19 protein-coding genes and 4 pseudogenes are annotated in these 24,847 nt (G+C 70.5%); 15 read left to right on the forward strand and 8 right to left on the reverse strand.

All coding sequences use genetic code 11. The features are described from left to right. The first annotated feature begins 553 nt into the window (after positions 1-553). Genes KAE78_RS04805 through KAE78_RS04820 form a run of 4 tightly spaced genes read left to right on the forward strand, consistent with a single transcriptional unit; the run spans position 554 to position 3,466 of the window. Positions 554-1,624, forward strand: a complete 1,071-nt coding sequence (locus KAE78_RS04805) for a hemin ABC transporter substrate-binding protein (protein ID WP_223171996.1) — start codon at positions 554-556, stop codon at positions 1,622-1,624. Beyond that, complete coding sequence (locus KAE78_RS04810) at positions 1,621-2,694, forward strand: FecCD family ABC transporter permease (RefSeq protein ID WP_223171997.1); 1,074 nt, start codon at positions 1,621-1,623, stop codon at positions 2,692-2,694. Before KAE78_RS04805 ends, KAE78_RS04810 begins: the two co-directional genes overlap by 4 nt. Further along, positions 2,691-3,290, forward strand: coding sequence for an ATP-binding cassette domain-containing protein (locus KAE78_RS04815; protein WP_223171998.1), 600 nt, complete (start codon positions 2,691-2,693; stop codon positions 3,288-3,290). Before KAE78_RS04810 ends, KAE78_RS04815 begins: the two co-directional genes overlap by 4 nt. Next, positions 3,227-3,466: a hypothetical protein gene (locus tag KAE78_RS04820; RefSeq protein ID WP_223171999.1), complete on the forward strand. Its 240-nt coding sequence runs from the start codon at positions 3,227-3,229 to the stop codon at positions 3,464-3,466. The genes KAE78_RS04815 and KAE78_RS04820 overlap by 64 nt, the downstream gene beginning before the upstream one ends. A 165-nt stretch (positions 3,467-3,631) precedes the next feature. Here KAE78_RS04820 and KAE78_RS04825 read toward each other — a convergent pair whose 3' ends face one another. After that, positions 3,632-3,988, reverse strand: coding sequence for a sterol carrier family protein (locus KAE78_RS04825; RefSeq protein ID WP_223172000.1), 357 nt, complete (start codon positions 3,986-3,988; stop codon positions 3,632-3,634). 221 nt (positions 3,989-4,209) lie between these two features. Here KAE78_RS04825 and KAE78_RS04830 point away from each other — a divergent pair, with 221 nt between their 5' ends. The 5 genes and pseudogenes from KAE78_RS04830 to KAE78_RS04850 all read left to right on the forward strand — a co-directional run bounded on the left by KAE78_RS04830 (position 4,210) and on the right by KAE78_RS04850 (position 9,469). Further along, the gene (locus KAE78_RS04830; RefSeq protein WP_223172001.1) at positions 4,210-4,884 is read left to right on the forward strand and encodes an NUDIX hydrolase; all 675 of its coding nucleotides are present in this window, start codon (positions 4,210-4,212) and stop codon (positions 4,882-4,884) included. Positions 4,885-4,917: 33 nt separating this feature from the next. Beyond that, the gene (gene purD, locus KAE78_RS04835; protein ID WP_223172002.1) at positions 4,918-6,192 is read left to right on the forward strand and encodes a phosphoribosylamine--glycine ligase; all 1,275 of its coding nucleotides are present in this window, start codon (positions 4,918-4,920) and stop codon (positions 6,190-6,192) included. Further along, a complete protein-coding gene (locus KAE78_RS04840) occupies positions 6,192-7,052 on the forward strand; it encodes a phosphoribosylaminoimidazolesuccinocarboxamide synthase (protein ID WP_223172003.1) in 861 nt (286 codons plus the stop codon). The genes purD and KAE78_RS04840 overlap by 1 nt, the downstream gene beginning before the upstream one ends. A 117-nt stretch (positions 7,053-7,169) precedes the next feature. Next, positions 7,170-8,542, forward strand: a pseudogene (locus KAE78_RS04845) (uracil-xanthine permease family protein). A 66-nt stretch (positions 8,543-8,608) separates the two neighbouring features. Beyond that, positions 8,609-9,469 (forward strand): VOC family protein, encoded by an 861-nt coding sequence (locus KAE78_RS04850; protein ID WP_223172004.1) that lies wholly within the window; start codon positions 8,609-8,611, stop codon positions 9,467-9,469. Positions 9,470-9,496: 27 nt separating this feature from the next. Here the strand turns inward: KAE78_RS04850 and KAE78_RS04855 are convergent, their stop codons facing one another. From KAE78_RS04855 to KAE78_RS04875, 5 genes are read right to left on the reverse strand one after another with little or no spacing between them, the layout of a single operon-like run. Continuing rightward, on the reverse strand, positions 9,497-10,495 hold the full coding sequence (locus KAE78_RS04855) for a LacI family DNA-binding transcriptional regulator (RefSeq protein ID WP_223172005.1): 999 nt from the start codon (positions 10,493-10,495) through the stop codon (positions 9,497-9,499). A 37-nt stretch (positions 10,496-10,532) separates the two neighbouring features. Next, positions 10,533-11,957 carry a GH1 family beta-glucosidase gene (locus tag KAE78_RS04860; RefSeq protein WP_223172401.1) on the reverse strand — a complete coding sequence of 475 codons (1,425 nt, stop codon included), beginning with the start codon at positions 11,955-11,957 and terminating at the stop codon, positions 10,533-10,535. Between the two features lie 36 nt (positions 11,958-11,993). Next, positions 11,994-12,893: a carbohydrate ABC transporter permease gene (locus KAE78_RS04865; RefSeq protein ID WP_223172006.1), complete on the reverse strand. Its 900-nt coding sequence runs from the start codon at positions 12,891-12,893 to the stop codon at positions 11,994-11,996. Beyond that, the gene (locus KAE78_RS04870; protein ID WP_411155987.1) at positions 12,890-13,942 is read right to left on the reverse strand and encodes a carbohydrate ABC transporter permease; all 1,053 of its coding nucleotides are present in this window, start codon (positions 13,940-13,942) and stop codon (positions 12,890-12,892) included. The genes KAE78_RS04865 and KAE78_RS04870 overlap by 4 nt, the downstream gene beginning before the upstream one ends. Positions 13,943-13,989: 47 nt before the next feature. Next, positions 13,990-14,883 carry an ABC transporter substrate-binding protein gene (locus KAE78_RS04875; protein WP_317451912.1) on the reverse strand — a complete coding sequence of 298 codons (894 nt, stop codon included), beginning with the start codon at positions 14,881-14,883 and terminating at the stop codon, positions 13,990-13,992. 516 nt (positions 14,884-15,399) lie between these two features. On the opposite strand from KAE78_RS04875, the gene KAE78_RS04880 reads away from it, so the two are divergent. The 3 genes from KAE78_RS04880 (at position 15,400) to purQ (ending at position 16,959) form a co-directional block, all read left to right on the forward strand. Further along, positions 15,400-15,918 (forward strand): adenine phosphoribosyltransferase, encoded by a 519-nt coding sequence (locus tag KAE78_RS04880; protein WP_223172007.1) that lies wholly within the window; start codon positions 15,400-15,402, stop codon positions 15,916-15,918. 88 nt (positions 15,919-16,006) lie between these two features. Beyond that, a complete protein-coding gene (purS, locus tag KAE78_RS04885) occupies positions 16,007-16,255 on the forward strand; it encodes a phosphoribosylformylglycinamidine synthase subunit PurS (protein WP_223172008.1) in 249 nt (82 codons plus the stop codon). Beyond that, a complete protein-coding gene (gene purQ / locus KAE78_RS04890) occupies positions 16,252-16,959 on the forward strand; it encodes a phosphoribosylformylglycinamidine synthase subunit PurQ (protein WP_223172009.1) in 708 nt (235 codons plus the stop codon). The genes purS and purQ overlap by 4 nt, the downstream gene beginning before the upstream one ends. A gap of 100 nt (positions 16,960-17,059) precedes the next feature. On the opposite strand, the gene KAE78_RS04895 is transcribed toward purQ, so the two are convergent. Beyond that, positions 17,060-17,500, reverse strand: a complete 441-nt coding sequence (locus KAE78_RS04895; RefSeq protein ID WP_223172010.1) for a DUF1761 domain-containing protein — start codon at positions 17,498-17,500, stop codon at positions 17,060-17,062. A gap of 83 nt (positions 17,501-17,583) precedes the next feature. Here KAE78_RS04895 and KAE78_RS04900 point away from each other — a divergent pair. After that, positions 17,584-19,252, forward strand: a pseudogene (locus tag KAE78_RS04900) (glycoside hydrolase family 13 protein); the annotation flags it as partial. 41 nt (positions 19,253-19,293) lie between these two features. Beyond that, on the forward strand, positions 19,294-20,304 hold the full coding sequence (locus KAE78_RS04905; RefSeq protein WP_223172011.1) for a LacI family DNA-binding transcriptional regulator: 1,011 nt from the start codon (positions 19,294-19,296) through the stop codon (positions 20,302-20,304). Between the two features lie 142 nt (positions 20,305-20,446). Here KAE78_RS04905 and KAE78_RS04910 read toward each other — a convergent pair. After that, positions 20,447-23,452, reverse strand: a pseudogene (locus KAE78_RS04910) (alpha-mannosidase). Positions 23,453-23,548: 96 nt separating this feature from the next. Between KAE78_RS04910 and KAE78_RS04915 the strand changes: the two are divergent. Next, positions 23,549-24,762: pseudogene (locus KAE78_RS04915) on the forward strand (amidohydrolase). The last annotated feature ends 85 nt before the right edge of the window (positions 24,763-24,847 follow it).

Here is a 24,847-nt window from a genome sequence, read left to right on the forward strand (position 1 = left end):
CGCAGGCGCGGTGTACGACCCCGACCCCGCGCCGCCCACGATCGTCGCGGCCGGTACGTACTGCCCGGGGAAGACGACGTTCGTCGTACCCGACTCGGTGAGCGCGACGTAGACTCCCGTCTTGCCCGCGGGGAGCTCTTCGACGCCCGTGAAGTCGATCGTCACCGCCAGCCCGGCCTCGTTCGCGGCCGTGATGCTGCCGTTGACCGTCGCGGTCGCGGCATAGGCGGGCGCAGCGACGAGCGCGCCGCTGACGGCGAGGACGAAGGCGACGAGGGCCGCGAGCAGTGCGCGGCTCCTGTCGGTGAGAGATGCGGACTGTGTGGTGGCGTTCACGGTTCTTCTCCGTGCGCCGGTCGAGCACGCGAGCGCTCTCCGGCGCGACAATGCGTTCGGGTGAGTGTGGTGGGAAAATTGGTTAGGCTTAGCTAACCCCGCACCGTTTGAGGCTAGACCACCCCGTCGGCCGAGGTCAAGTTTTAGGTTAGCCTTTCCTAATGCGTCGAATACCTGCCCTTCTCCTGGCTGTCGCCGTCACGCTCGGCGTCGCCGGTTGCGCGGGTGTCGCGGCATCCGAGTCGCCCGAGACGCTCATCGACGGCGCCTGCCCGCAGGCGTCCGTGCGCCTTACCGATCTCCCCTCGCCGAGGACGTCCGCGCGACCACCGGCGGCTCCACCGCCTGCCTCCCCGACCATGCGATCGAGCCCATCGCCGACACCACGGCTCCGCAGCTGCCGGTCACCGTCACCGACGCCGAGGGACGCGAGGTCGAGATCACGGACGCGAGCCGCATCCTCCCCGTCGACATCTCCGGCACGATCGCCGCGACCGTCTTCGCGCTGGGTCTGGGCGACAACGTCGTCGGACGCGACTCCTCCACGCTCTTCGCCGGCACCGAGGAACTGCCCGTCGTCACCAAGACCGGGCACACGCTCAACCCCGAGGCCATCCTCGAGCTGGCCCCGACCGTGATGCTCACCGACACCACGATCGGCCCGAAGGAGGTGCGCCAGCAGCTGCGCGATGCGGGCATCGCGGTCGTCGTCCTCTCCGATGAGCGTCGGCTCGACAACACCGAGCAGCTCATCGCCGAGGTCGCCGCCGCCCTCGGTGTGCCCAGCCGCGGCGACGAGCTCATCGCCCAGGTCGACACGGCCCTCGCCGAGGCGCAGGCCGAGATCGCGGAGGCCGTCCCGGCATCCGACGCCCAGAAGGCACGGATGCTGTTCCTCTACGTCCGCGGCAACGCGAACGTCTACTACATCTTCGGTCGCGACTCCGGCGCCGACTCGCTCATCGACGCCGTCGGCGGGATCGACGTGGCCGGGGAGATCGGCTGGGAGGGCATGAAGCCCATGACCGCCGAGGCGCTCGTGACCGCACAGCCCGATGTGCTCGTCATGATGACCGACGGCCTGGCCTCGGTCGGCGGGATCGACGGCCTTCTCGAGCGTCTGCCCGCGGTCGCCGAGACGCCCGCCGGCATGAATCGGCGCGTGATCGACATGGCCGACACCGACATCCTCAGCTTCGGGCCGCGCTCGCCCGAGATCCTCCGCGCCCTCGCCCGCGCCCTGTACGCGCCCGCCGCGGGCGACACCGCATCCGAGTCCGCCGGATGACCGCCGAGGTCGTCACCCCCGTCCCGGCCCGGCGCTCCTGGTCGGTGTTCACGCTCGTCATCGTCGGTCTCGTCGTCGCCCTCATCGCCACCTGCATCATCTCGCTCGGCAGCGGCCAGTACGCGCTCTCGCCCTCGCAGATCATCGGCATCCTCCTGCAGGCGATGGGGATCGACACGGCCTGGGCGCCGGAACAGGCGACGGATGCCGGGGTCATCCTCAACATCCGCCTCCCCCGGCTCGTGCTCGGTCTGCTCGTCGGCGCCGCCCTGGCGGTGTCCGGCGTGCTCATGCAGGCGATCTTCGGCAACCCGCTCGCCGACGCCGGCGTCGTCGGCGTCTCCTCGGGCGCGGCACTCGGCGCCGCGGCGAGTCTCACCTTCGGGTTCGCGACGCTCGGGATGTGGACGACGCCGGCCTTCGCCTTCGTCGGCGGCCTCATCGCCGTGCTGCTCGTCTACTTCATCAGCCGCTCGGGCGGACGCACCGAGGTCGTCACGCTCCTGCTGACCGGCATCGCGATCAACGCGATCGCCGGGGCGGGGCTCGCCTTCCTCACCTTCCTCGGCACGACCTCGACCCGCGAGCAGATCGTCTTCTGGCAGCTCGGCTCGCTCAACGGCGCGCTGTGGCCGAGCATCGCCCTGGTCGTGCCGCTGGTCGTGATCGGCATCGCGGTCGCGATCATCGTCGCGCACCAGCTCGACCTCTTCTCCCTCGGCGAGCGCACGGCCCGCCACCTCGGCGTGCGCGTCGAACGGCTCCGCATCGTCGTGATCGTCACCGTCGCGCTGCTCGTGTGCGCCGCCGTCGCCTTCGCCGGGATCATCGGCTTCGTCGGGCTCGTCATCCCCCACCTCATGCGGATGATCCTCGGCCCCGCGCACCTGCCCCTGGTGATCTCCTCCGCCCTCGGCGGGGCGCTCCTCATCGCCGTGGCCGACCTCGTGGCGCGCACCGCGGTGCCGATGGCCGACATGCCGATCGGCATGATCACCTCGCTCGTCGGCGGCCCCTTCTTCCTCTGGCTGCTCGTGCGCACGCGCCGCATGGCGGGAGGCTGGGCATGACCGCGCGGCTCACCGCCCACGGCGTCACGGTCCGTCCCGTGCCGAGCGGACGCGCGATCCTCGAGGACGCCTCCATCGAGGTGCATGCCGGAGAGATCCACGCCCTCGTCGGGCCCAACGGCGCCGGCAAGTCGACGCTGTTCGGGGTGCTCGCCGGCGACCTGGAGCCGGAGAGCGGGCGCGTGGAGCTCGACGGAGCGGCGCTGGCCGGCATCCGACCGCGGGATCTCGCCCGCCGCCGCGCGGTGCTGCTGCAGCAGAACACGGTGTCGTTCTCGTTCACCGCGGAGCAGGTCGTGCGGATGGGCCGGGCGCCCTGGGCGCGCACCCCGCAGGAGGATGACGATGACCGGGCCGTCGCCGAGGCGATGGCCGCGACCGAGGTGCTGCCCCTCGCGCGCCGCTCGGTCTCGTCTCTCTCGGGCGGCGAGCGGGCGCGCGTCGGGCTGGCCCGGGTGCTCGCCCAGGGGTGGACGTGCTGCTGCTCGACGAGCCGACCGCGGCCTTGGACCTCAAGCACCACGAGGACGTCATGCGCGTCGCCCGGCAGAAGGCGGATGCCGGCGCGACCGTCGCGATCGTCCTGCACGACCTGAACGCGGCGCTCGCCCACGCCGACCGGGTGACGCTGCTGTCGCAGGGGCGCGTCGTGTCGTCGGGGACGGCCGCCGAGGTGCTGACCGCCGCGGCGATCGAGGAGGTCTACGGGCAGCCGGTCGACGTCTTCCCGCACCCGGGCACGGGCGTGCCGCTGATCGTGCCGCGGCGCTGACCGTGCTCTCCCGGCGGCTGGCCGCCGTCTGCAGGAGCAACCCAACCGTCTGCAGGAGCAACAGCGCCTGTGCAGCCGGAAAGACGCCAGAAGCACCCCAAATCCGCACGGATCTCCTGCACTCCGCGAACCGGCTCCTGCATACGGCGGGAGCGGGTGGACGTCTCAGGGCCGCAGCGGCAGCAGATGCGACAGGTCGGCGCGGGTGCCGGAGGCGCGGATGCGCCCGGCGGATGCGGCATCCGACCAGGACTCCTGCCCGGTCGCGAGGGCGATCCAGGTCGCGGCGTCGGTTTCGACCACGTTCGGCGGGGTTCCCCGCGTATGCCGCAGGCCCTCCACGACCTGCGCCGCACCGAAGGGCGGCACGCGCACCTCGACGCTGTTCCCGGGCGCCTTCTCGTCGAGCAGCTGCAGCAGATAGCGCACGGCCGTCGCGAGATCGGTGCGGGACGGGGAGTCGGATGCCGCCACCGCCGCGAGCGCCGTGCGCCCGGTCTCGGTGTCGATCTTGCGTGCCATGCGCCCAGCGTAGACCGTGCCCGACTCCGGAGGACTGCCCCGCGGACCGGTGCGCCCCCGGGCCCCAACTCCAGAGAATCGGCCCGATTCCGGCTGCTTCGCGCCTCCACGCCCCGACAAGCGGGGATCTCTCCGGAGTTGGGCGCACCGCGCGGGCGCCACCGCGCCCACGGCTCCGGAGTTGGGCGCGCACCGCACGGGGACGCCGTAGGCTCGGAGGGATGAGCCCGACTTCGACGTCCCGCGACGCGCGCGCCGAACTGCTCGCCGCCGTCGGCGACGAGGGGTGGAACGGGCCGTTCCCCCAGATCCCGCAGGATGCCGAGCCGCACGAGGCGGCCGTCCTCGTCCTGTTCGGCGTGCTCGACTCCATCCCGGCGACCGGCACGCACGCTCCGGTCGCCCGCGATCTGGACGTGCTGCTGCAGCGCCGCTCCTCGACCCTGTCGTCGCATGCCGGACAGGTGTCGTTCCCCGGTGGGCGGCGCGACGCCGAGGACGACGACCTGATCGCCACCGCCCTCCGCGAGGCGCAGGAGGAGACCGGGCTCGATCCCTCGGGAGTGGAGGTGCTCGCCACCCTCCCCGAGCTGCCGCTGGCCGTGACGAACTTCCGGGTGACGCCCGTGCTGGGCTGGTGGCGTACCCCCACCGAGGTCGCCGCGGTCGACCATGCCGAGACGGTAGAGGTGTTCCGGGTTCCCGTGGCGCATCTGCTCGACCCCGCCAACCGCTTCACCACGGTCCGCCGCTACGGCGCACACACCTTCCGAGGTCCGGCGTTCGACGTCGACGGCACCGTCGTCTGGGGATTCACCGCGATGGTGCTCGATCTGCTCTTCCGCGCCGCCGGATGGCATGTGCCCTGGGACACCTCGATCGAGCGGCCCATCTGAGCGCCCGCGCGCCCGCGTGGGTAGGCTGAAACCGTGAAGATCCTCGTTCTCGGTTCCGGTGCTCGCGAGCACGCGATCATCCTCGCCCTCCGCGGCGAGGAGCAGTCGCACGACATCTACGCCGCCCCCGGCAACGCGGGGATCGCGCAGGACGCCCAGCTGGTCGACCTCGATCAGCTCGACGGCGCCGCGGTCGCCTCCTTCGCGAACGAGAAGGCGATCGACCTCGTCGTCATCGGCCCCGAGGCGCCGCTCGTCGCGGGGGTCGCCGATGCGCTCCGCGAGCGCGGCATCCCCGTCTTCGGCCCGGGCAGGGCCGCCGCCCAGCTCGAAGGCTCCAAGGCCTTCGCGAAGCGCGTGATGGATGCCGCGGGCGTCCCCACCGGTCGCGCCGTCCGCGCCACGACGCGCGAAGAGGTCGAGGCCGCCTTCGACGAGCTCGGCACCCCGCACGTGGTCAAGGCCGACGGCCTGGCCGCCGGCAAGGGCGTGCTCGTGACATCCGACCGCGCCGCCGCCCTCGCCCACGCCGAGCAGTACCTGCCCTCCGGGCCCGTGCTCGTCGAGGAGTTCCTCAGCGGCGACGAGGTCTCGCTCTTCTTCCTCAGCGACGGCGACACGGTGCGCGCGCTCAGCCCCGCGCAGGACTTCAAGCGCGCCTACGACGGCGACGAGGGCCCCAACACCGGCGGCATGGGCGCCTACTCGCCGCTGCCCTGGCTGACCGAGCGGTTCGGCGGCGAGCGGGCGTTCGTCGAAGAGGTCACCCGCACCGTCGCACTCCCCGTCATCCGTCAGCTCGACGCCGAGGGCACGCCCTTCATCGGTCTGCTCTACGCCGGGCTGATCCTGACGGATGCCGGTGTGCGCGTGATCGAGTTCAATGCCCGTTTCGGCGACCCCGAGACGCAGGTCGTGCTGCCGCGCCTTCGGACCCCGCTGTCGGAGCTGTTGCTGGCGGCGGCCTCCGGCAACCTGGAGGATCATGCCGAACCCGTCTTCTCCGACGATGTCGCGATCACCGTCGTTCTCGCGAGCGAGGGCTACCCCGAGGCGCCCGAGACCGGACGCCTGATCGAAGGACTCTCGGATGCCGCGGCCGTCAAGGGCGTGACCCTGGTGCATGCGGCGACCGGCGCCCCCGATGCGCCCGGCGGATCCCTGACCGCGACCGGCGGCCGGGTGCTGAACGTGGTGGCCGTGGCATCCGACTTCGGGGCGGCGCGCGAGCGCGCCTACGAGGCGCTGGGGAAGATCCACCTCGAGGGTGCGCACTTCCGCAGCGACATCGCCGCGAAGGTCGTGTGATGGCTGCGCAGGAGCTGCCCGGCTGGCGACACACCTATTCCGGCAAGGTGCGCGACCTCTACGCGTCCAAGGAACCGGGAGACGAACGGATGCTGGTGGTCGCCTCCGACCGTGTGAGCGCCTTCGACCACGTGCTGAGCCCGGGCATACCCGCCAAGGGCGCACTGCTCACCCAGCTCAGCCACTGGTGGTTCGACCGCCTCTCCGAGTTCCCGAATCACCTCGTCGACGGCGAGATCCCGGATGCCGTCGCCGACCGTGCGATGCTCGTGCGGGCGCTCGACATGCTGCCCCTGGAATGCGTCGTGCGCGGCTACATCACCGGATCCGGCTGGGCCGAGTATCAGGCCGAGGGCACCGTGTGCGGCATCCCGCTGCCGGAGGGCCTGAACAACGGCGACCGCCTGCCCGAGCCGATCTTCACCCCGGCGTACAAGGCGCCGATGGGCGAGCACGATGAGAACATCACCTTCGCGCAGGCCGAGGAGCTCGTGGGGGCCGAGCGCGCCGCCCAGCTGCGCGACGTGTCGTTGGAGATCTACCGCCGTGCCGCGGCGATCGCGGAAGAGCGCGGCCTCATCCTCGCCGACACGAAGTTCGAGTTCGGGACGGATGCCGCAGGCACCCTCCGACTGGCCGACGAGGTGCTCACAAGCGACTCTTCGCGGTACTGGGATGCAGAGGCGTGGGAGACGGGCGAGTCGCCCGCGGCTCGCATGGCGAGCTTCGACAAGCAGATCGTGCGCGACTGGTTGGCGGCGAACTGGGACAGGCAGGGCGAGCCGCCCGCGCTGCCCACCGAGGTCGTCGAGCGGACCGCCGCCCGCTACCGCGAGCTCATCGAGCGACTGACCGGCTGAGCCTGGTCGCGCCGCGAACGCGCGCACATCGGTGTCCCGCGTGCCCGCGCGAATGACAGCGCCGGCCGCCGATAGTGTGTGCTCAGCACTCAGCCCCCGATCCCCGAGGAGATCCCCATGCCGCTGTGGAAGATCCATGGCAACGGCCGCACCGTCGAGCCCGGCGCCGTCGTCCGCCCCGAAGAACGCTTGAACTGGCCGGTCTCATTCGCCATCGGCCTGCAGCACGTGATCGCCATGTTCGGCGCGACGTTCCTCGTGCCGATCATCACCGGCTTCCCCGTCGCGACGACGCTGCTGTTCTCCGGTGTCGGCACGCTGCTGTTCCTCCTCATCACGAAGAACCGCCTCCCCAGCTATCTGGGTTCGTCCTTCGCGTTCATCGCACCGGTCACCGCCGCGACCGCTACCGCCGGCATGGGTTCGGCCCTCGCCGGGATCGTCGCGGTCGGCGTGCTGCTGGCCATCGTCGGCCTGGTGGTGCAGTTCGCCGGACTCGGCTGGATCAACAGGCTCATGCCGCCCGTCGTCGCGGGAACCATCGTCGCGCTCATCGGCTTCAATCTCGCACCAGTCGCCTGGCTGAACTACCAGGAAGGTCCGGTGACGGCGACCGTGACCCTGACGGCCGTCGTGCTGTTCAGCGTACTGTTCCGCGGATTCCTCGGACGCATCTCGATCTTCCTCGGCGTGATCGTCGGATACATCGTGGCCGTGATCCGCGGCGAGGTCGACTACACGGAGGTCAAGGCCCTCGCCGAAGCCGACGGCTTCCTCGACGCCGTCACCGGAAAGTGGTTCGGACTGCCGCCCTTCCACCTCCCCGACTTCGCCTCGCCCGGCACCTGGTCGGTCATCGCGATGTTCCTCCCGGTGGTCCTGGTCCTCATCGCCGAGAACGTCGGCCACGTGCGCGGCGTCGCCACGATGGTGGGCGATCCGAAGATCAACGAGCACACCGGTCGCGCTCTGTTCGCCGACGGCGTCGCCACGACCTTCGCCGGTGTCGGCGGAGGTTCGGGCACCACCACCTACGGCGAGAACATCGGCGTCATGGCCGCCACGCGCGTCTACTCCACCGCGGTGTACTGGGTCGCCGGCGTCGTGGCGATCCTGCTCGCCTTCTCGCCGGTCGTCGGCGCCGTGTTCAACTCGATCCCCGCAGGCGTCATCGGCGGCGTGACCACCGCGCTCTACGGCCTGATCGGGATCATCGGCATCAAGATCTGGGTCGACAACCAGGTCGACTTCTCCCGCCCGGTCAACCAGTACACGGCAGCCGTCGGACTGGTCATCGCGATCGCAGGCTTCATGTTCACCGCCCCGGCGTCGAACTGGGCGGCATCGTCCTCGGCACCGTGGCCGCGCTGCTCATCTACCACCTGGGCAACGCGATCGCCCGCTGGCGCAAGACCGGTGCTGACGACGGCGGCCCCATCGTGCCGATCGGCCAGCTCGGCGGCGACATGCAGGAGGAGCCGGCACGCTGAGCCCGCGGCATCCGCGTCGACGGATGCCGCGGGAACATCCGGGGCGGCATCGTGGTTGCATCAGGCATGGACACAAAACTTGCCTCGGCTACTAAAATGGGCGCGGTCACGCTGTTCGTCGGCGACCTCGACGCGATGACGCGTTTCTACCGCGATGTCATCACCCTCCAGGTGCTGCGCGCGGAGGGTGACGTGGTCGCCCTCGGGCGCGGCGGCACCGAGCTCGTGATCCTCCACCACGATCCCGCACTCCGGCACGCCGCCGCGGGCTCCGCCGGGCTCTTCCACACCGCGATCCTCTTCGAGTCGCGGGAAGCGCTGGCCGCGGTCGTCTACTCCGTCGCCCAACGCGCACCGCAGCTGTTCACCGGCAGCTCCGACCACCTCGTCAGCCAGGCGTTCTATCTCGATGACCCCGAGGGCAACGGCATCGAGCTGTACTGGGACCGTGACCGCACCGAATGGTCGTGGACGCACGGCCAGATCGAGATGGCGACGCTCTACCTCGACCCGAACCGGTTCCTGCACGAGCACCTGACCGAGCAGGCGGCCTCGGGCTCGACGGAGGCGGATGCCGCGACGATCGGCCACGTGCACCTCTCGGTCGGCGACGTGGCCTCCGCCCGCGACTTCTACGTCGGCAGGCTGGGCTTCGACGCCACCGCCTCGCTCGGCGACAGCGCACTGTTCGTCAGCGCCGGCGGCTACCACCACCACATGGCGATGAACACCTGGACCTCCCGCGGGGCCGGACCCCGGATGCCGGCGCTCGGCCTCGGCCGGGTCGACCTCGCCCTCCCCGACGCCGATGCGCTCGGTGAGCTGGGCGAGCGCCTCGCGCACTTCAAGATGCAGGTGGCCGACGACGGGAAGACGCTGACCTTCGCCGACCCGTGGAACAACACGCTGCTCGCGGCGGTGGCGTAGTCTCCGGCATCCGACGCCGTCCGAGGATCACGCCGATTCGCGGACGACGAGATCCGTCGGCAGGATCGTCCGGTGCGCGGGCTCCCCGCCGGCGAGGAGCTCCAGGAGCACCCCCGCCATCGCCTGCCCCTGCGCGAACATGGGCTGGCGGACCGTGGTGAGCGCCGGGTCGACGCTCGTGGCGACGTGGGAGTCGTCGAAGCCGACGATCGCGATGTCCTCCGGGATGCGGACGCCGGCACCCCGCAGCACGCTCATCACGCCGCGCGCCATGAGGTCGCTCGCGACGAAGATCGCGTCGGGCAGCCCCGCACCGGATGTCAGCATCCGACGGGCCGCCTCCGCGCCGCCCGCCTCGCTGAACCCGCCGTCGTACTCTCCGGCGGGCTCCAGTCCCGCCTCGGCGAGCGCCTGCCGGAACCCGTCGATGCGATCGACTGCGGCGGGCATCGTGCGCGGGCCCGACACGGTCGCGATGCGGCGCCGGCCGATGCCGAGGAGGTGTTCGGTGGCGTGGCGTCCGCCGAGCACATTGTCCGTGTCGACGAAGTAGTCGGTGGGGCGCACCGTCATGGGCCGACCGCCGAAGACGACCGGCACGGCCGAGGCGATCCGTTCGACGTAGAGGTCGCCGGTGTGGTGCGAGACGATGATCGCGCCGTCGACGCCGCCGTTGCGCACGAAGCTCGTCATCTTGTCGCCGGGGTCGTCGCTGGCGATGAGGAGGTTGAGGATGTAGTCGGACCGGCCCAGCCGCGCCGAGATCCCCGACACGATCGCCGCGAAGAAGGGGTCGCCGAAGAAGCGGGTCGTGTCCTCGGGGACGACGAGGGCGATGGCATGGGTCTGCCTGCTCGCCAAGGAGCGGGCCGCGCGATTGGGCACGTAGTTCAGGCGGGTGATCGCCGCCCGCACCGCCTCGAGCGCCTCCGGGCTCACCCGATCGGATCCGTTGACGACGCGGGACACCGTCGAGCGCGAGACGCCGGCGGCGACGGCGACCTCCTCGATCGTTGCGCGTGACATCTCACCCTCCCTCGCGCGAACTGCCGGAACGGACGCGTCAGATCGCGCGTTCCCCGATGATGCGAGCGTACTCGCGCCCGGAGTCCTTCACGATCCGCTCCTGCGTGTCGTAGTCGACGTAGACGATGCCGAACCGTTTCTCGTAGCCCCAGGCCCACTCGAAGTTGTCCATGAGCGACCAGTAGAAGTAGCCGCCGACATCCGCCCCCTGCTCGATCGCGTCGAGGGTCGCGGACAGGTGCGCCCGCAGGTAGTCGACACGCTCCTGGTCGTGCACCCGGCCGTCCTCGACGGCATCGTCGTAGGCCGCGCCGTTCTCCGTGACGTACATGCGCACATCCCCCACGTACTCCTCCGACAGGCGCAGGAGAAGGCGCGTGAGCCCCTCGGGCTGCACCTCCCAGCCCATCGAGGTCTCCGGGAGTCCGCGGTCGATCCAGTGGACGCCGGCATCCGCGGGGAAGGGCGAGGCGGTCTTCCGGTCGGTGGGCGCCTGGCCGCTGTCGCGGGGCACCGCCGGTGCGTGCCCGCTGACGAGCTCGCCGTGGTAGTAGTTCACGCCGAAGGCGTCCAGGGGCACGGCGATGGTCTCGAGGTCGGATGCCGTGACGGCCTCCTCCCAGCGGGCGACCGCCTCCGCGTCGACGGCGCGGAAGTCCTCGACGATATCGGCCGGGTACTCCCCGCGGAAGACGGGGTCGAGGAACCAGCGGTTGAACTGCCCGTCGATCCGACGCGCGGCATCGCGGTCGGCGGCATCCGATGTATCGGCCGGGTCGGCGACGGTGAGGTTCAGCGTGACGCCCAGCGACAGGCTGTCGTCGCGCTCGCGCAGCGCTCGCACCGTCTGCCCGTGCGCGAGCAGCAGGTGGTGGGCGGCGAGCAGACCGTCGCCGAAGCTGTACCGGCCCGGCGCATGGACGCCCGCCGTGTACGACAGGAACGACGAGCACCAGGGCTCGTTGAGCGTCGTCCAGTGGTGCACCCGGTCGCCGAGGGCGTCGTGCATCGTGAGCGCGTACTCGAGGAAGCGGTCGGCGGTCTCGCGCACCGTCCAGCCGCCCCTCTCCTCCTGCGCCTGGGGCATGTCCCAGTGGTACAGGGTCAGCCACGGCACGATGTCGGCCTCGAGCAGCGCATCGACCAGGCGCTGGTAGAAGTCCACGCCCGCGGGGTTGACGGCGCCGGCATCCGGCCTGACCCGCGACCACGAGGTCGAGAAGCGGTAGGTCTGCAGGCCCATCCGCTTCATGAGCGCGACATCGTCGCCGTAGCGATGGTAGTGGTCGCAGGCGACGTCGCCGTTGTCGGCGTTCACCACCGCACCCGGCACGCGCGAGAAGGTGTCCCAGATCGAGGCGGTGCGCCCGTCCTCGAACGCGGCGCCCTCGATCTGGAAGGCCGCGGTCGCCCCGCCGAAGAGGAAGTCCTGCGGGAAGGAGCGCGAAGAGCTCTGCGTCATGGCGACGGTCTCCTGTCTGTCGATGAGGGTCAAGGATCAGCCTTTCACGGCGCCGGCCATGATGCCGCTGACGAGCTGCTTGCCGGCGAAGATGAACAGCAGCAGCAGGGGAACGGTGGCCAGCAGGACACCGGCGAGGACGATGGACCAGTCCACGAAGTAGTTCGCCTGCAGCAGCGACAGCGCGACCGGCAGGGTCGGGCTCTCCCGGTCGAGCACGATGAACGGCCAGAAGAAGTTGTTCCAGGCGCCCACGAAGGTGAACAGGAACAGCATCGCCGCGGCCGGACGCGCCGCGGGCATTCCGACCGTCCAGAATGTGCGGATCATCGAGGCGCCGTCGACACGCGCCGCCTCGATCAGCTCGTTCGGCACGGCCTGACGCAGATACTGCGTCATCCAGAACACGCCGAAGGCGCTCGTCAGTGCGGGGATGATGATCGCGCCGATCGTGCCCGTCCACCCGAACTCGGCGAACAGGATGTAGAGCGGCACGACGCCCAGCTGCGCGGGCACCGCCATCGTCGCCACGACGAAGACGAGCAGGCCGTTGCCGCCGGCGAAGCGCAGCTTCGAGAAGGCCCACCCGGCCAGCGTCGAGGTCAGCACCACCGCGGCGGCGATGAGGAACGAGCTGTAGATCGAGTTCCACAGCGCCGTCCAGAAGTTCACCGCCGGGTCGTTCACGACCTTCAACGCGTTGTCGATGAAGTTGCCGCCCGGGATCCAGTTGATCTCCGGGTTGCGCAGCGTCGACGCATCGCCGGAGCCCACGAGGAAGGCCCAGTAGAAGGGGAAGGCGGATGCCAGCAGCACGACGCCGAGACCCGCGTACACCCAGAAGCTCGGGCGGTAGCCGCGGATGCGACGCACGGCGAACTGCGTGCGCCCGCGCCCGCCGGGTACGGTGACCGCCTCTGTGGTCGTGGAGCTCATCGCGCACCTCCCTTTCGTCGCATCCGTCTCGGTCTCTCGTTCCTCGTGCCCTCACCGCGCACGAGACCGCGGGTGACGGCGAGGTTGATGAGCCCGATCAGCAGGATGATGAGGAACAGGATCCAGGCCAGGGCCGCCGCGCGGCCGAAGTTCCACTGCCCCCAGCCGATGTTGTAGAGGTACAGCGTGATCGTGAGCCACTGCTGCGCCGAGCCGCCGCGTCCGGTGTTGTCGAACATGCGCGGCTCGTCGAAGATCTGCAGGCCGCCGATGGTTGCCGTGATGATGACGAAGATGAGGGTCGGCTTGAGCGAGGGCAGGGTGATGCTCGTGAACTGGCGGAAGGCGCCGGCGCCGTCGACGGTGGCCGCCTCGTAGTAGTCGCGGTTGACCGCTTGCATCGCCGCAAGGAGGATCAGGGTGTTGTAGCCGGTCCAGCGGAAGTTCACCATCGTGGCGATGGCGACGTGGCTCCAGAAGGGCTCGACGTGCCAGGGGATCGCCGGCATCCCCCAGTTGCCGAGGATCGTGTTGATGAGGCCGAAGCGGTCGGCGAAGATGTTGCTGAAGATCAGCGCCACCGCCACGGGTGCCACCACATACGGCAGCAGCACGCCCATGCGCCAGAAGGTCTTGGCGCGAAGATTGCGGTCGAGCATCGCGGCGATGAAGATCGCGGCGATCATCTGGGGCACGGCGGACAGCAGGAAGATGCTGAAGGTGTTCCGCAGCGCCACCCAGAACGCCGGCTGGGAGAGCACCCAGAGGTACTGGTCGAAGCCGATGAACGTGCCCGTGCCGCGGACGAGGTCCCAGTCCATGAAGGAGATCACGGCGGTGTACGCGATGGGGAACAGCCCCACGATCGCGAACATGATGAAGAACGGCGAGATGTACAGGTAGGGCGAGAACTTGAGGTCCCACCTGCTCAGGCGGTGGGAGAAGGAGATCACCCGGGTCGGGCGCGCGGGCGTCCCGCTCGGCGCCCGGGAAGGGGCGCGGGTGTCGATGTCGGTCACGAGGACCCTCCGATCGGCATGAGTCGGCATGAGGGGCGGGCGGCGGGTCAGACGCCGCCCGCCCGTCAGCGGTCGTGTCAGAAGGCCTCGACCTGGGCGATCCAGCTGTTCCAGGAGGACTCCTTGTCCTCCTGGCCGTCGAAGACGCGGTTGACCGCATCCTGCAGGGCGTCGTGGTACTGGAAGTACTGCGGGCCCTTGTACGGCGCCACGGTGATCGCGTTGGCGCGGTCGATGCCGATCTGCCCGGTCGGCGCGTCGTTGAAGTACTCGTTGGTGAAGTCGCTCAGGTCACTGCTTCCCTGTGCCTCGATCTGGCTGGGGAAGGTGCCGACGTTGACGAACGCCTTCAGCTGCACCTCGGGCGAGGTCAGCCAGGCGGCCAGGTCCTTCGCGGCCTCGACGTTGCTGCCGTTGGCGGGGATCGTCAGGTACGAGCCGCCCCAGTTGCCGCCGCCGCCCGGGAAGGCGTTGGCGACGTCCCAGCCGTCGATGTCGGGTGCGGTGCCCGAGATGATGCCGTGCATCCACGGCGGGCAGAGCATCGCGGCGTACTCGCCGTTGGCCATCGAGGCGAACCAGTCCTCGGACCACTGGCCGGAGAAGGCCGCGATCGGGATGGCCCTGTCGACGACCGCGTCGTAGGCGGCGCGCACCTCGGGGTTGGTCGTGGCGATGATCGAGCCGTCAGGCTGCTCGTAGCTGTACTCGAGCTGGTTGACGATGCCCTGGAGCACGGAGTTCGCCGAGTCGATGAAGGGGTTCCCGGTCTCGGCGACGTAGTCGGCGCCCACCTGGAAGAAGGCGTCCCACGTCGGGAAGAGACCGGCGACCTCGTCGCGGTCGGAGGGCAGGCCCGCCTCCTCGAACAGGTCGGCGCGGTAGCAGATGCCCTGGGGCCGATGTCGGTGCCGTAGGCGACGAGGTTGCCGTCGGCATCCGTCGCCGCAGCTTCCTTCCAGTCGAGCCAGCGGCCCTTGAGGTCGTCCTGGACCGGGCGAGCAGGTCGGAGTACTGCATCATCTCGGCGAACCAGTCGATCTCCACGGCCTCGATGTCGGCGAGACCGCCGCTGCCGAGCTTCTGGAAGAAGTTGGCACGGGCGTCGCCGGACTCGGCGGCGCGGTTGTGGGTGATCGTGACGTTCGGGTTCTGGGCGGTGTACTCGGCCAGCAGTTCGTCGGTGTACCCGAAGTCGTTGAACGTCGCGATGGTGAGGGTGATCGGCTCGTCCGGATCGGCGGGACCGGTTCCCTCGCCACCGTTGCCGCCGCTGCAGGCGGCGAGGGTGAGGGCGGACACGGATGCGACAGCGGTCACTGTCAGCATCCGGCGCAGGGCGCGTGATTTCACGGTTCACTCCTTTGTGCGTGTGTGTGTTGCGGATCTGAGTGCTGCTGCGTGGGAGCGCTCCCACACTGTGTGGGAAACTTTATGGGAGCGCTCCCACGACGTCAAGTCCGAGTTGTGTCGCCTACGCTGTTGCGGTGACCTCCGCAGACCTCTCCCGCGCCGAATCGCTCATCCGCGCCATCCCGGACCACCCCGCGCCCGGCATCCTCTTCCGCGACATCACGCCCCTGCTGGCGGATGCCGCAGCCCTGCGCACGACCACCGACGCCCTCATCGCGCCCTTCGTCGGAGGGTTCGACGTCGTCGCCGGGATCGAGGCGCGCGGGTTCCTCCTCGCCGGCGCGGCGGCGATCGCCGCGGGCGTCGGGCTCGTGCCGATCCGCAAGGCGGGCAAGCTGCCCCGGCCCGCGGCATCCGTCGACTACGCCCTGGAGTACGGCACCGCCACCGTCGAGATGCACGACGACCTGCCCGCAGGCGCCCGGGTGCTCCTCATCGACGACGTGCTCGCCACGGGCGGCACGCTCGCCGCCGGGCGCGAGCTCATCGAGCAGCTCGGCGGCACGGTCGCCGGCATCGCGGTGCTCTTCGAGATCTCGGGTCTCGGCGGACGAGAGGTCGTCGGCGACCTGCACACCGTCTTCAGCGCCTGAGCGTCACCGCGCCGCGTCGCCCGTCGGGAAGGCTCGCGTGACGGGCGGTAGGATGAGGGGGCACCCCACCCCCGTCTCGGAGCCGAACATGCCCACCATCGTCGTCGACGTCATGCCCAAGTCCGAACTCCTCGACCCGCAGGGCAAGGCCGTCACGGGCGCGCTCACCCGCCTCGGCATCGACTCCTTCGGCGAGGTCCGCATCGGCAAGCGCTTCGAGCTGACCGTCGAGGGCGAGGTCACCGACGCGCTGCTCGCGCAGGCGCGCGAGATCGCCGACGACATCCTGTCCAACTCGGTCATCGAGGACGTCGTCGGCATCGAGGTCGTCGAATGACGGTGCGCATCGGGGTCATCACCTTCCCCGGCTCGCTCGACGACCGCGACGCGCAGCGCGCGATCCGCCTCGCCGGGGCCGAGCCCGTCGCCCTCTGGCACGGCTCGCACGACCTCGACGGCGTCGACGCCCTGGTCCTCCCGGGCGGCTTCAGCTACGGCGACTACCTGCGCTCGGGGGCGATCGCGGCCCACTCGCCGATCATGGCCGAGGTGAAGGACGCCGCGGCGAAGGGCATGCCGATCCTCGGCATCTGCAACGGCTTCCAGATGCTCGTCGAGGCGCACCTGCTGCCCGGCGGCCTCATCCGCAACGACCACCAGCACTTCGTCCGTCGCGACCAGCGCCTGCGCGTCGAGAACAACGACACCGCCTGGACGAACGAGTTCTCCCGGCACCAGGAGATCGTGATCCCGCTCAAGAACGCCGAGGGCGGCTACATCGCGAGCGACGAGACCCTCGACCGCATCGAGGGCGAGGGCTTGGTCGCGTTCCGCTACCTCGGGGTGAACCCGAACGGGTCGCTGCGCGACATCGCCGGGCTCACGAACGAGGCCGGGAACGTCGTCGGCCTCATGCCGCATCCGGAGCACGCCACCGAGCCCGGCTTCGGCCCCGACACCGCCGCCGCCATGCGCTCCGGCGTCGACGGGCTGCCGTTCTTCACGAGCGCGATCGCCGCCGTCACCCGCGTCGCCGCCTAGGCCGCCCGTTTCGCGGACACCTGCCCGAATCGCGGGTGATTCCCTCCGATTCGTCCGCGATTCGGGTCATCGTCCGCGAAACGGGACGCGGATGCCGCGGCTACACCGTCCCGGCCGGCGGCCAGACGCCGATGATCGCGGCCATGACGAGCAGCGTCACCAGTTCGTGCGCGATGTTCAGGGTCGTCAGCTGCGTCGGACGCCCCTCGAAGGCGTCATGCGTGATGAAGCGCGCGGCCGTGAGACCGGCCCAGAGCGCGACGGCCGTCACGATCGCGGAGAGGAAGTACGAGCCGTCGTAGAAGTGCCAGGCGATCGAGACCGCACCGGCGAGCACCCACGCGGTGACGAAGCTCATGAGCGCGCCGACGAGGATCGGCATCCATGCCTGCAGCCCCGTCACATCGGGATTCTCGATGTCGACGCCGGCGAGCTTCGCCCAGCGCCGCCCGAAGGTCTGCGGCATGTACCAGAGCGATCCGACGATCATGCTTCCCGCCGTCGCGACCAGCACCGCCCAGTAGTTGATCTCAGGGACCATGGCTCCTCCTCGAGTCGGCCTCGATCCCGACGCTACCCCGCGCAGGGGTCGGATGCCACGACAACGCGCCCGCAGTGGCGCGACTGCAAGCGCTTACAGTACGCTGGGGGAATGTCCCAGTCAGAGCAGACGTCCGCCCCGGCACCGAGTGGTGGCGCACCGCCGTTATCTACCAGATCTACCCCCGCTCCTTCGCGGACGCAACGGGCGACGGCATCGGCGACCTGCCGGGCATCACGAGCAGGCTCGACGCGCTGAAGGAACTCGGCGTCGACGCCATCTGGCTGAGCCCGTTCATGACGAGCCCGCAGAAGGACGCCGGCTACGACGTCGCCGACTACCGCGACGTCGACCCGATCTTCGGCACGCTCGCCGACTTCGACGAGATGCTCGCGCAGGCACACGCCCGCGGCATCCGGGTCATCGTCGACCTCGTGCCCAACCACTCCTCCGACCAGCACGTCTGGTTCCAGGAGGCCCTGAGAGCGGCGCCCGGCAGCCCGGAGCGTGCCCGCTACATCTTCCGCGACGGCCGCGGCGATAACGGCGAGCTCCCCCGAACAACTGGGAGAGCGTGTTCGGCGGCGGCATGTGGGAACGCGTGACCGAGGCCGACGGCACGCCCGGCCAGTGGTACCTGCACATCTTCGACGCCACCCAGCCCGACTTCGACTGGAACAACGAAGAGGTGCGCGAGGAGTTCCGCTCCGTGCTGCGCTTCTGGCTCGACCGCGGCGTCGACGGCTTCCGGGTCGACGTCGCGCACGGCATGATCAAGGCCGACGGGCTTCCCGACTACCACCCTCCGACCGACGCCGACTCGATGGGCGGCGACGAGGAGAACGTCCCGTACTGGGGGCAGGACGGCGTGCACGACATCTATCGCGACTGGCACCAGGTGCTCGCGGAGTACGACGGCGACCGTGCGCTGTGCGGCGAGGCGTGGCTGCCGACGATCGAGCGCACCGCGCTGTGGGTGCGCCCCGACGAGATGCACCAGACCTTCAACTTCCCGTACCTGATGACGCCGTGGGATGCCGGTCAGCTGCGCGGGGTGATCCGCGAGTCGCTCGACGCCTTCGGCGCCGTCGGCGCCCCCAGCACCTGGGTGCTGTCGAACCACGACGTCGTCCGCCACGCCTCGCGCCTGGCGCTCACGGCCGACAACCCGCAGGGCGCCGGCATCGGCCCGACTCCCCCGGCCAGCCCGTTCCCGAACTGGGGCTCTCTCGCGCCCGCGCCGCGACGACGCTCATGCTCGCGCTGCCCGGCTCGTCCTACCTGTACCAGGGCGAGGAGCTCGGGCTGCCCGAGGTCATCCACCTGCCGGGCGACGCGCGTCAGGATCCGACCTGGTTCCGCACCAACGGCGAGCGCTACGGACGCGACGGCTGCCGCGTGCCGCTGCCCTGGGAGTCCGACGCCCCCGCTTACGGCTTCAACGACACGGGCGCCTCGTGGCTGCCGCAGCCGGCCGAATGGGCTCAGTTCGCGCGCGAGCGGCAGGAGTCGGATGCCGCATCCACCCTCTCCCTCTACCGCGAGCTGCTGCGCCTGCGGCGCGAGAACGGTCTGGGCGCCGGCACGCTCACCTGGCTGGACGCCGGGTCGGATGCGGTCGCATTCCGTCGCGGTGATATAACTGTGGTGGTCAACATGGGCGAAGCCGCTCTCGACCTCGCGACTCTCGCCGAGGGCGCGAACCCGGTCTTCCTCGTGCAGAGCGAGGCCTTCGAAGGGACCGAGCTGCCCCGAACACGGCGGTGTGGTTCCGCAGCTAGCGAAAGCATTCCATGGTCAGCATCGATGAGGTTGCGCGATTGGCCGGCGTCTCCACGGCGACGGTGTCGCGCGCCCTCAGCGGTCGCGGCCAGGTGTCGGAGGCCTCCCGTCAGCGCGTGCAGCAGGCGGCGAAGGCCCTCGGTTACGTCGTCTCGTCGCGGGCGTCGAGTCTCGCGTCGGGTCGCACCAAGAACGTCGGCGTGATCGTCCCGTTCCTGGACCGCTGGTTCTTCAGCACGGTGCTCTCGGGGGTCTCCGCCGCGCTCATGCGCGCCGGCTATGACATCACGCTGTACAACATCACCGCCGACGATGCGGTGCGCACGGCGGTGTTCTCGACCTTCCTGCGCCGGCAGCGGGTGGACGCCGTCATCGCCGTGGCCATCGAGCTGGGCGAGACCGAGACCGAGCAGCTGCAGGCGCTCGGACTGCCGGTGGTCGCGATCGGCGGCCCGAACCCGAAGCTCGACACCCTCACGGTCGACGACGTCGCCGTCTCGCAGCTGGCGACCCAGCATCTGCTGGGCCTCGGTCATCGCGACATCGCCCACATCGGCGCGAACCCCGAGTTCGACCTCGACTTCCACATCCCCACCCACCGCCGGCAGGGGTTCGAGAAGGCGCTGACGGATGCCGGGATCGCGGTCAAGCCGGCCTTTCTCGAGCCCGCCGACTTCACGATCGAGGGTGGCTACCGCGCCGGCAAGCAGCTGCTGGGCCGGCCCGGGCCCCGGCCGACGGCGATCTTCGCGGCATCCGACGAGATGGCCATCGGAGCGATCCTCGCCGCCCGCGACCTCGGCTTCCGCGTGCCCGAGGACCTCTCGGTCGTCGGCATCGACGGCCACGAGCTGGGCGAGTTCTTCCGGCTCACCACGGTCGACCAGTTCCCCATGGGGCAGGGCGAGCGTGCGGCGGAGCGGATCCTGCAGCAGCTGTCGGAGGGCGGCGAGGAGCCGCCCCACGGCCAGGGCGCACTGCCGTTCGAGCTGGTCGTCCGCGGGACGACCGCGCGGGCCTGAGCCCGCCCCTTCGCCCCACACCCTCACTCCCGCCCTCGGTTCGTCGAGTGCACTAGTTCTCGCCCAGTGCACCGGTTGTTCGCGGCAAAGAAGTGGTGCACTCGGCAGCAAGCAGTGCACTCGACGTGGGTCTGGAGGCGCGTCAGGGGCGCGCGACCCGCAGCGTCACGACCTGGAAGGGGCGGAGGGCGAGCCCCACCTCCTCGCCGTTCCAGGCCACACCGTCGGGCGCGATCTCGCGTTCGAGCAGGTCGGTCTGGACGACGGATGCCGCGGCGAAGCCGAGCCGCAGCTCCGACTCGGCCGCCCGCCGCGCGACTCGTAGAGGCGGACGACCACATCGCCGCTGCCGTCCTCGGCGAGCTTGACCGCCTCGACGATCACGCCCGAGCCCTCGTCGACCTCGACGATCGGCGCGACGGACCCCGCGCCCGGCACGCGGCGCTCCGGGAGATTGATCCGGTACCCTCCCGGATCGCGTCGGCGACCTCCGCGCCGATCACGAGTCCGATACGCAGGCTGTGCCGTCCCTGGTCCTGCTCCGGGTCGGGGAAGAGCGCCGCGCGCAGGAGCGAGAGCCGCGCCGTCGTGATCGTGCCTCCGCGCTCGTCGCGCTGCTCCCGACGGAAGTCGTGGCCATAGGTGGAGTCGTTCACGATCGCGACGCCGAAGTCGGGCTCGGCGACGTGCACCCACCGGTGCGCGACGGTCTCGAAGCGAGCGGCGTCCCAGGAGGTGTTCGTGTGGATCGGCCGCCTCAGGTGCCCGAACTGGATCTCGGATGCCGCGTGGTCGGTGTGGACGTCGAGCGGGAAGGCGAGCTTGAGCAGCTTCTGCCTCTCGTGCCAGTCGATGTCGAGTACGAGCTCCAGTGTGCGCGAGCCGCGGCGGAGCGAGAGACGCTCCACGACGCTCGAAGCGCCGAAGGCCCGGCGGACGGCGAGCTCCTCGCCCTCGACGCCGATCGACTCGACCTCGGTCAGGTCGCGCACCGTGTGGCGGTAGTGCTCGTCGATGTCCCACGCGTCCCACTGCGTGGGGGTGTCCCGGTGCAGCTGCAGCAGCCCCGCCGCCCGCCCCGGGCGATGGCCTCCCGGCCGGACGCGAGATCAACCGCCGAGACGATGAGCCCGCGCGCATCGACCCGCACCCGGATCACGCCGTTGTCGAACAGCCAGCCGTCGGCATCCGGAACCGGCACGGCAGCCGGCTCCTCCTCCGCGGCGGCCACGCCGAGCGCGGGCACGCCCGCGCTCGCGTGCGGGGCGGCATTCGCCACAACCGTACGGTCCCCGTCACCCACGAGCGCCCGCAGGCTGTCGGCGATGATCTGCTCCAGCTCCGCAGCGACGAAGGCGTAGTTGCGCTCGGCGTCGCGATGCACCCACGCGATCGAGGAGCCGGGGAGGATGTCGTGGAACTGCTGCAGCAGCACCGTCTCCCACACCTTCCGCAGACGCTCGGCGGGGTACTCCGCGCCCGTGCGGACCGCGGCCGTCGCCGCCCACAGCTCGGCCTCGCGCAGCAGATGCTCGCTGCGGCGGTTGCCCTGCTTGGTGGCGAGATGGCTCGTGTAGGTGCCGCGGTGGAACTCGAGGTAGAGCTCGCCCGACCAGACCTCCGGCCGCGGGTACTCCGCCTCGGCGGTCTCGAAGAACTGCCGCGGCGTCGAATGCACCACGCGCGGCGAGCCCTCCAGCGACCCGGTGCGCGCGATCGCCGCGGCCATCTCGCGGGTGGGCCCGCCTCCGCCGTCGCCGTATCCATAGGGCAGCAGCGACACCGAGCTGCGCCCCTTGTCGGCGAAGGTGCGCTCGGCGTGCGCGAGCTCGGCGGCAGTCACCCGGGCGTTGTAGGTGTCGACGGGCGGGAAGTGGGTGAAGATCCGCGTGCCGTCGATGCCCTCCCACGAGAAGGTGTGATGCGGCATCCGATTCGTCTCGCTCCAGGACAGCTTCTGGGTGAGGAACCAGCGTGCCCCGGCCGCCCGGGCGATCTGCGGGAGGGCCGCGGTGTAGCCGAAGGAGTCGGGAAGCCAGACCTCCTCGGTCTCGATGCCGAACTCGCGCAGGAAGAAGCTCTTGCCGACGAGGAACTGCCGCACCAGCGCCTCGGAGCCCGGCATGTTGGTGTCGGACTCGACCCACATGCTCCCGACCGGCACGAAGCGGCCCTCGGCGACCCTCGTGCGAATGCGCTCGAACAGATCGGGGTAGCGCTCCTTGATCCAGGCGTACTGCTGCGCCGAGGAGGCGGCGAAGTGCACGTCCGGGTCCTCGTCCATGAGCGAGAGCACGTTCGAGAAGGTGCGCGCGACCTTCCGCACCGTCTCGCGCACCGGCCACAGCCACGCCGAGTCGATGTGCGCGTGCCCGACGGCATGCAGCGTGTGTGCGCTGTCGGATGCCGGGCGGCGAGGATCGGCGCGAGGACCGCGCGGCCTGCGGCGGCGGTCGCGGCGACGGCATCCGGATCGACCGCGTCGATCATCTCCTCCAGAGCGAGGAGGACCCGCGCCCTGCGGGGCGAGCCCTCATCGAGCTGGTCGACGAGCCCGCGCAGGGCGAGCGTGTCGTCGAGGAGGGCGGCAACGTGCAGATCGCGCAGCCGCACGTCGACCGCCTTCAGCGTGTAGAGGGGCTCGGAGCCGGCGGTCTCCGGGTCCCCGAGCGGGGTGGGGTCGAAGGTGAAGATGCTCCCGACATCCGGATTGGATGCCGCCTCGACGAAGACGTCGATCGTGCCGTCGTCGCCCACCGCCTCGACCACGACGTTGTTGAGTGGGGCGATGCCGCGCACGGGGCGACCGTGGAGATCCCAGACCATCGCCTCGCACTGGAAACCCGGCTGCCCTTCGGTGAAGCCCAGGTCGACGACGAGCTCGGCGCGGGTTCCGGCGACCTCCTGCCATTCGTCGGGCACGGCGCCCTGCACGCGGAACCACGTCGTCCCCAGGGGCGGCCCCAGCTCTCGCCGACCGCGACGGACGCGTAGTCGCCGGCCGCCGCCTCGTCGAAGCCCACCGGCTCCCCGGCGCCTCCCACCTCTCGACGCGCAGCGGCTCCGCCGCGCGATGAACGTGGGGCCGCAGGCGCTCCCGGATGAACCTGTCGACGCGCAGCAGTGCGAGTTCGGAACGATCGTGCATGCCCCCAGTGTCTCCCCTCTCCCGCCGCTCGGAAAGCCTCTCCGAGGTGCGGCGCCCTCGCGGACGGGATGAGCGGCCGCGGGTAGGCTCTAGGTCATGACGATCGACCTCGAAGCCCTGTACATCGACCTCCACCAGCATCCGGAGCTGTCGTTCCAGGAGACCCGCACCGCACAGGTCGCGGCCGGACACCTCCGCGACCTCGGGTACGAGGTGCACGAGGGCATCGGAATCACCGGAGTCGCCGCGGTTCTGGCCAACGGCGAGGGCCCGACCGTCTGGCTGCGCGCCGACATGGACGCCCTCCCCGTCGAGGAGCAGACCGGCCTCGCCTACGCGAGCACCGCGAAGGGCATCGACCCGGCCGGGAAGACGGTCCCGGTCATGCACGCCTGCGGCCACGACATGCACGTGACCGCCATGATCGGCGCCGCCGAGCGCCTCGTCGCCGAACGCGATTCCTGGACCGGCACGGTCGTCGTCCTCATCCAGCCGCCGAGGAGTACGGCGCCGGCTCGCGCGCAATGCTCGACGACGGACTGCTCGAGCGCGTCCCGCAGCCCGATATCGTGCTCGGCCAGCACGTCACGCCCCTGCCCGCGGGCATCATCGGCGTCAGGCCGGGCACGCAGATGGCGGCATCCGACGGCCTGACCGTCACGCTGCACGGACGCGGCGGCCACGGCTCCCGCCCGCACGCGACGATCGACCCGGTGGTGATGGCGGCGGCCACGGTCATGCGCCTGCAGACGATCGCCTCCCGCGAGGTCGACCCTCGCGACGTGGGCGTCGTGACGGTCGGCTCCATCCACGCGGGCCTGAAGAACAACATCATCCCGGCCGAGGCGACCCTCGAGCTGAGCCTGCGCTATCCGAACGACGAGATGCGCGAGAAGATCCTCGGCAGCGTCGAGCGGATCGTGCGGGCAGAGGCCCTGGCATCCGGCGCCGAGCAGGAGCCGACCATCCGCACCGACCACACGCTCCCCCCGACCATCAACGACGCGGCGGCGACCTCGCGTGCGGTCGCGGCCTTCCGCCGCGCCTTCGGCGAGGAGTCGGTCGTCGACCCCGGGATGTTCACCGGCAGCGAGGACGTCTCGTGGTTCGCCCGCGACACCGGCGTGCCACTCGTGTTCTGGTTCTGGGGAGGTCACGACCCGGCCGCGTACGCGGAGGCGGATGCCGCCGGCACCATCGATCGCGATGTGCCGACGAACCACTCGCCGTTCTTCGCCCCCGAGATCCACCCGACGATCGAGGTCGGCGTGACCGCCCTCGTCGCCGCCGCCCGGGAGTTCCTGGACTGATCGCGGCGCCCCTCGCGCCGCGCGAGAACGCACAGAACGTCCTTCCCGGCCGAGCCGAGGGACGTTCTCCGCGTTCTCGATGCGT

The sequence above is a fragment of the Microbacterium sp. NIBRBAC000506063 genome, from assembly GCF_017968845.1.
Taxonomy (GTDB): Bacteria; Actinomycetota; Actinomycetes; order Actinomycetales; family Microbacteriaceae; genus Microbacterium.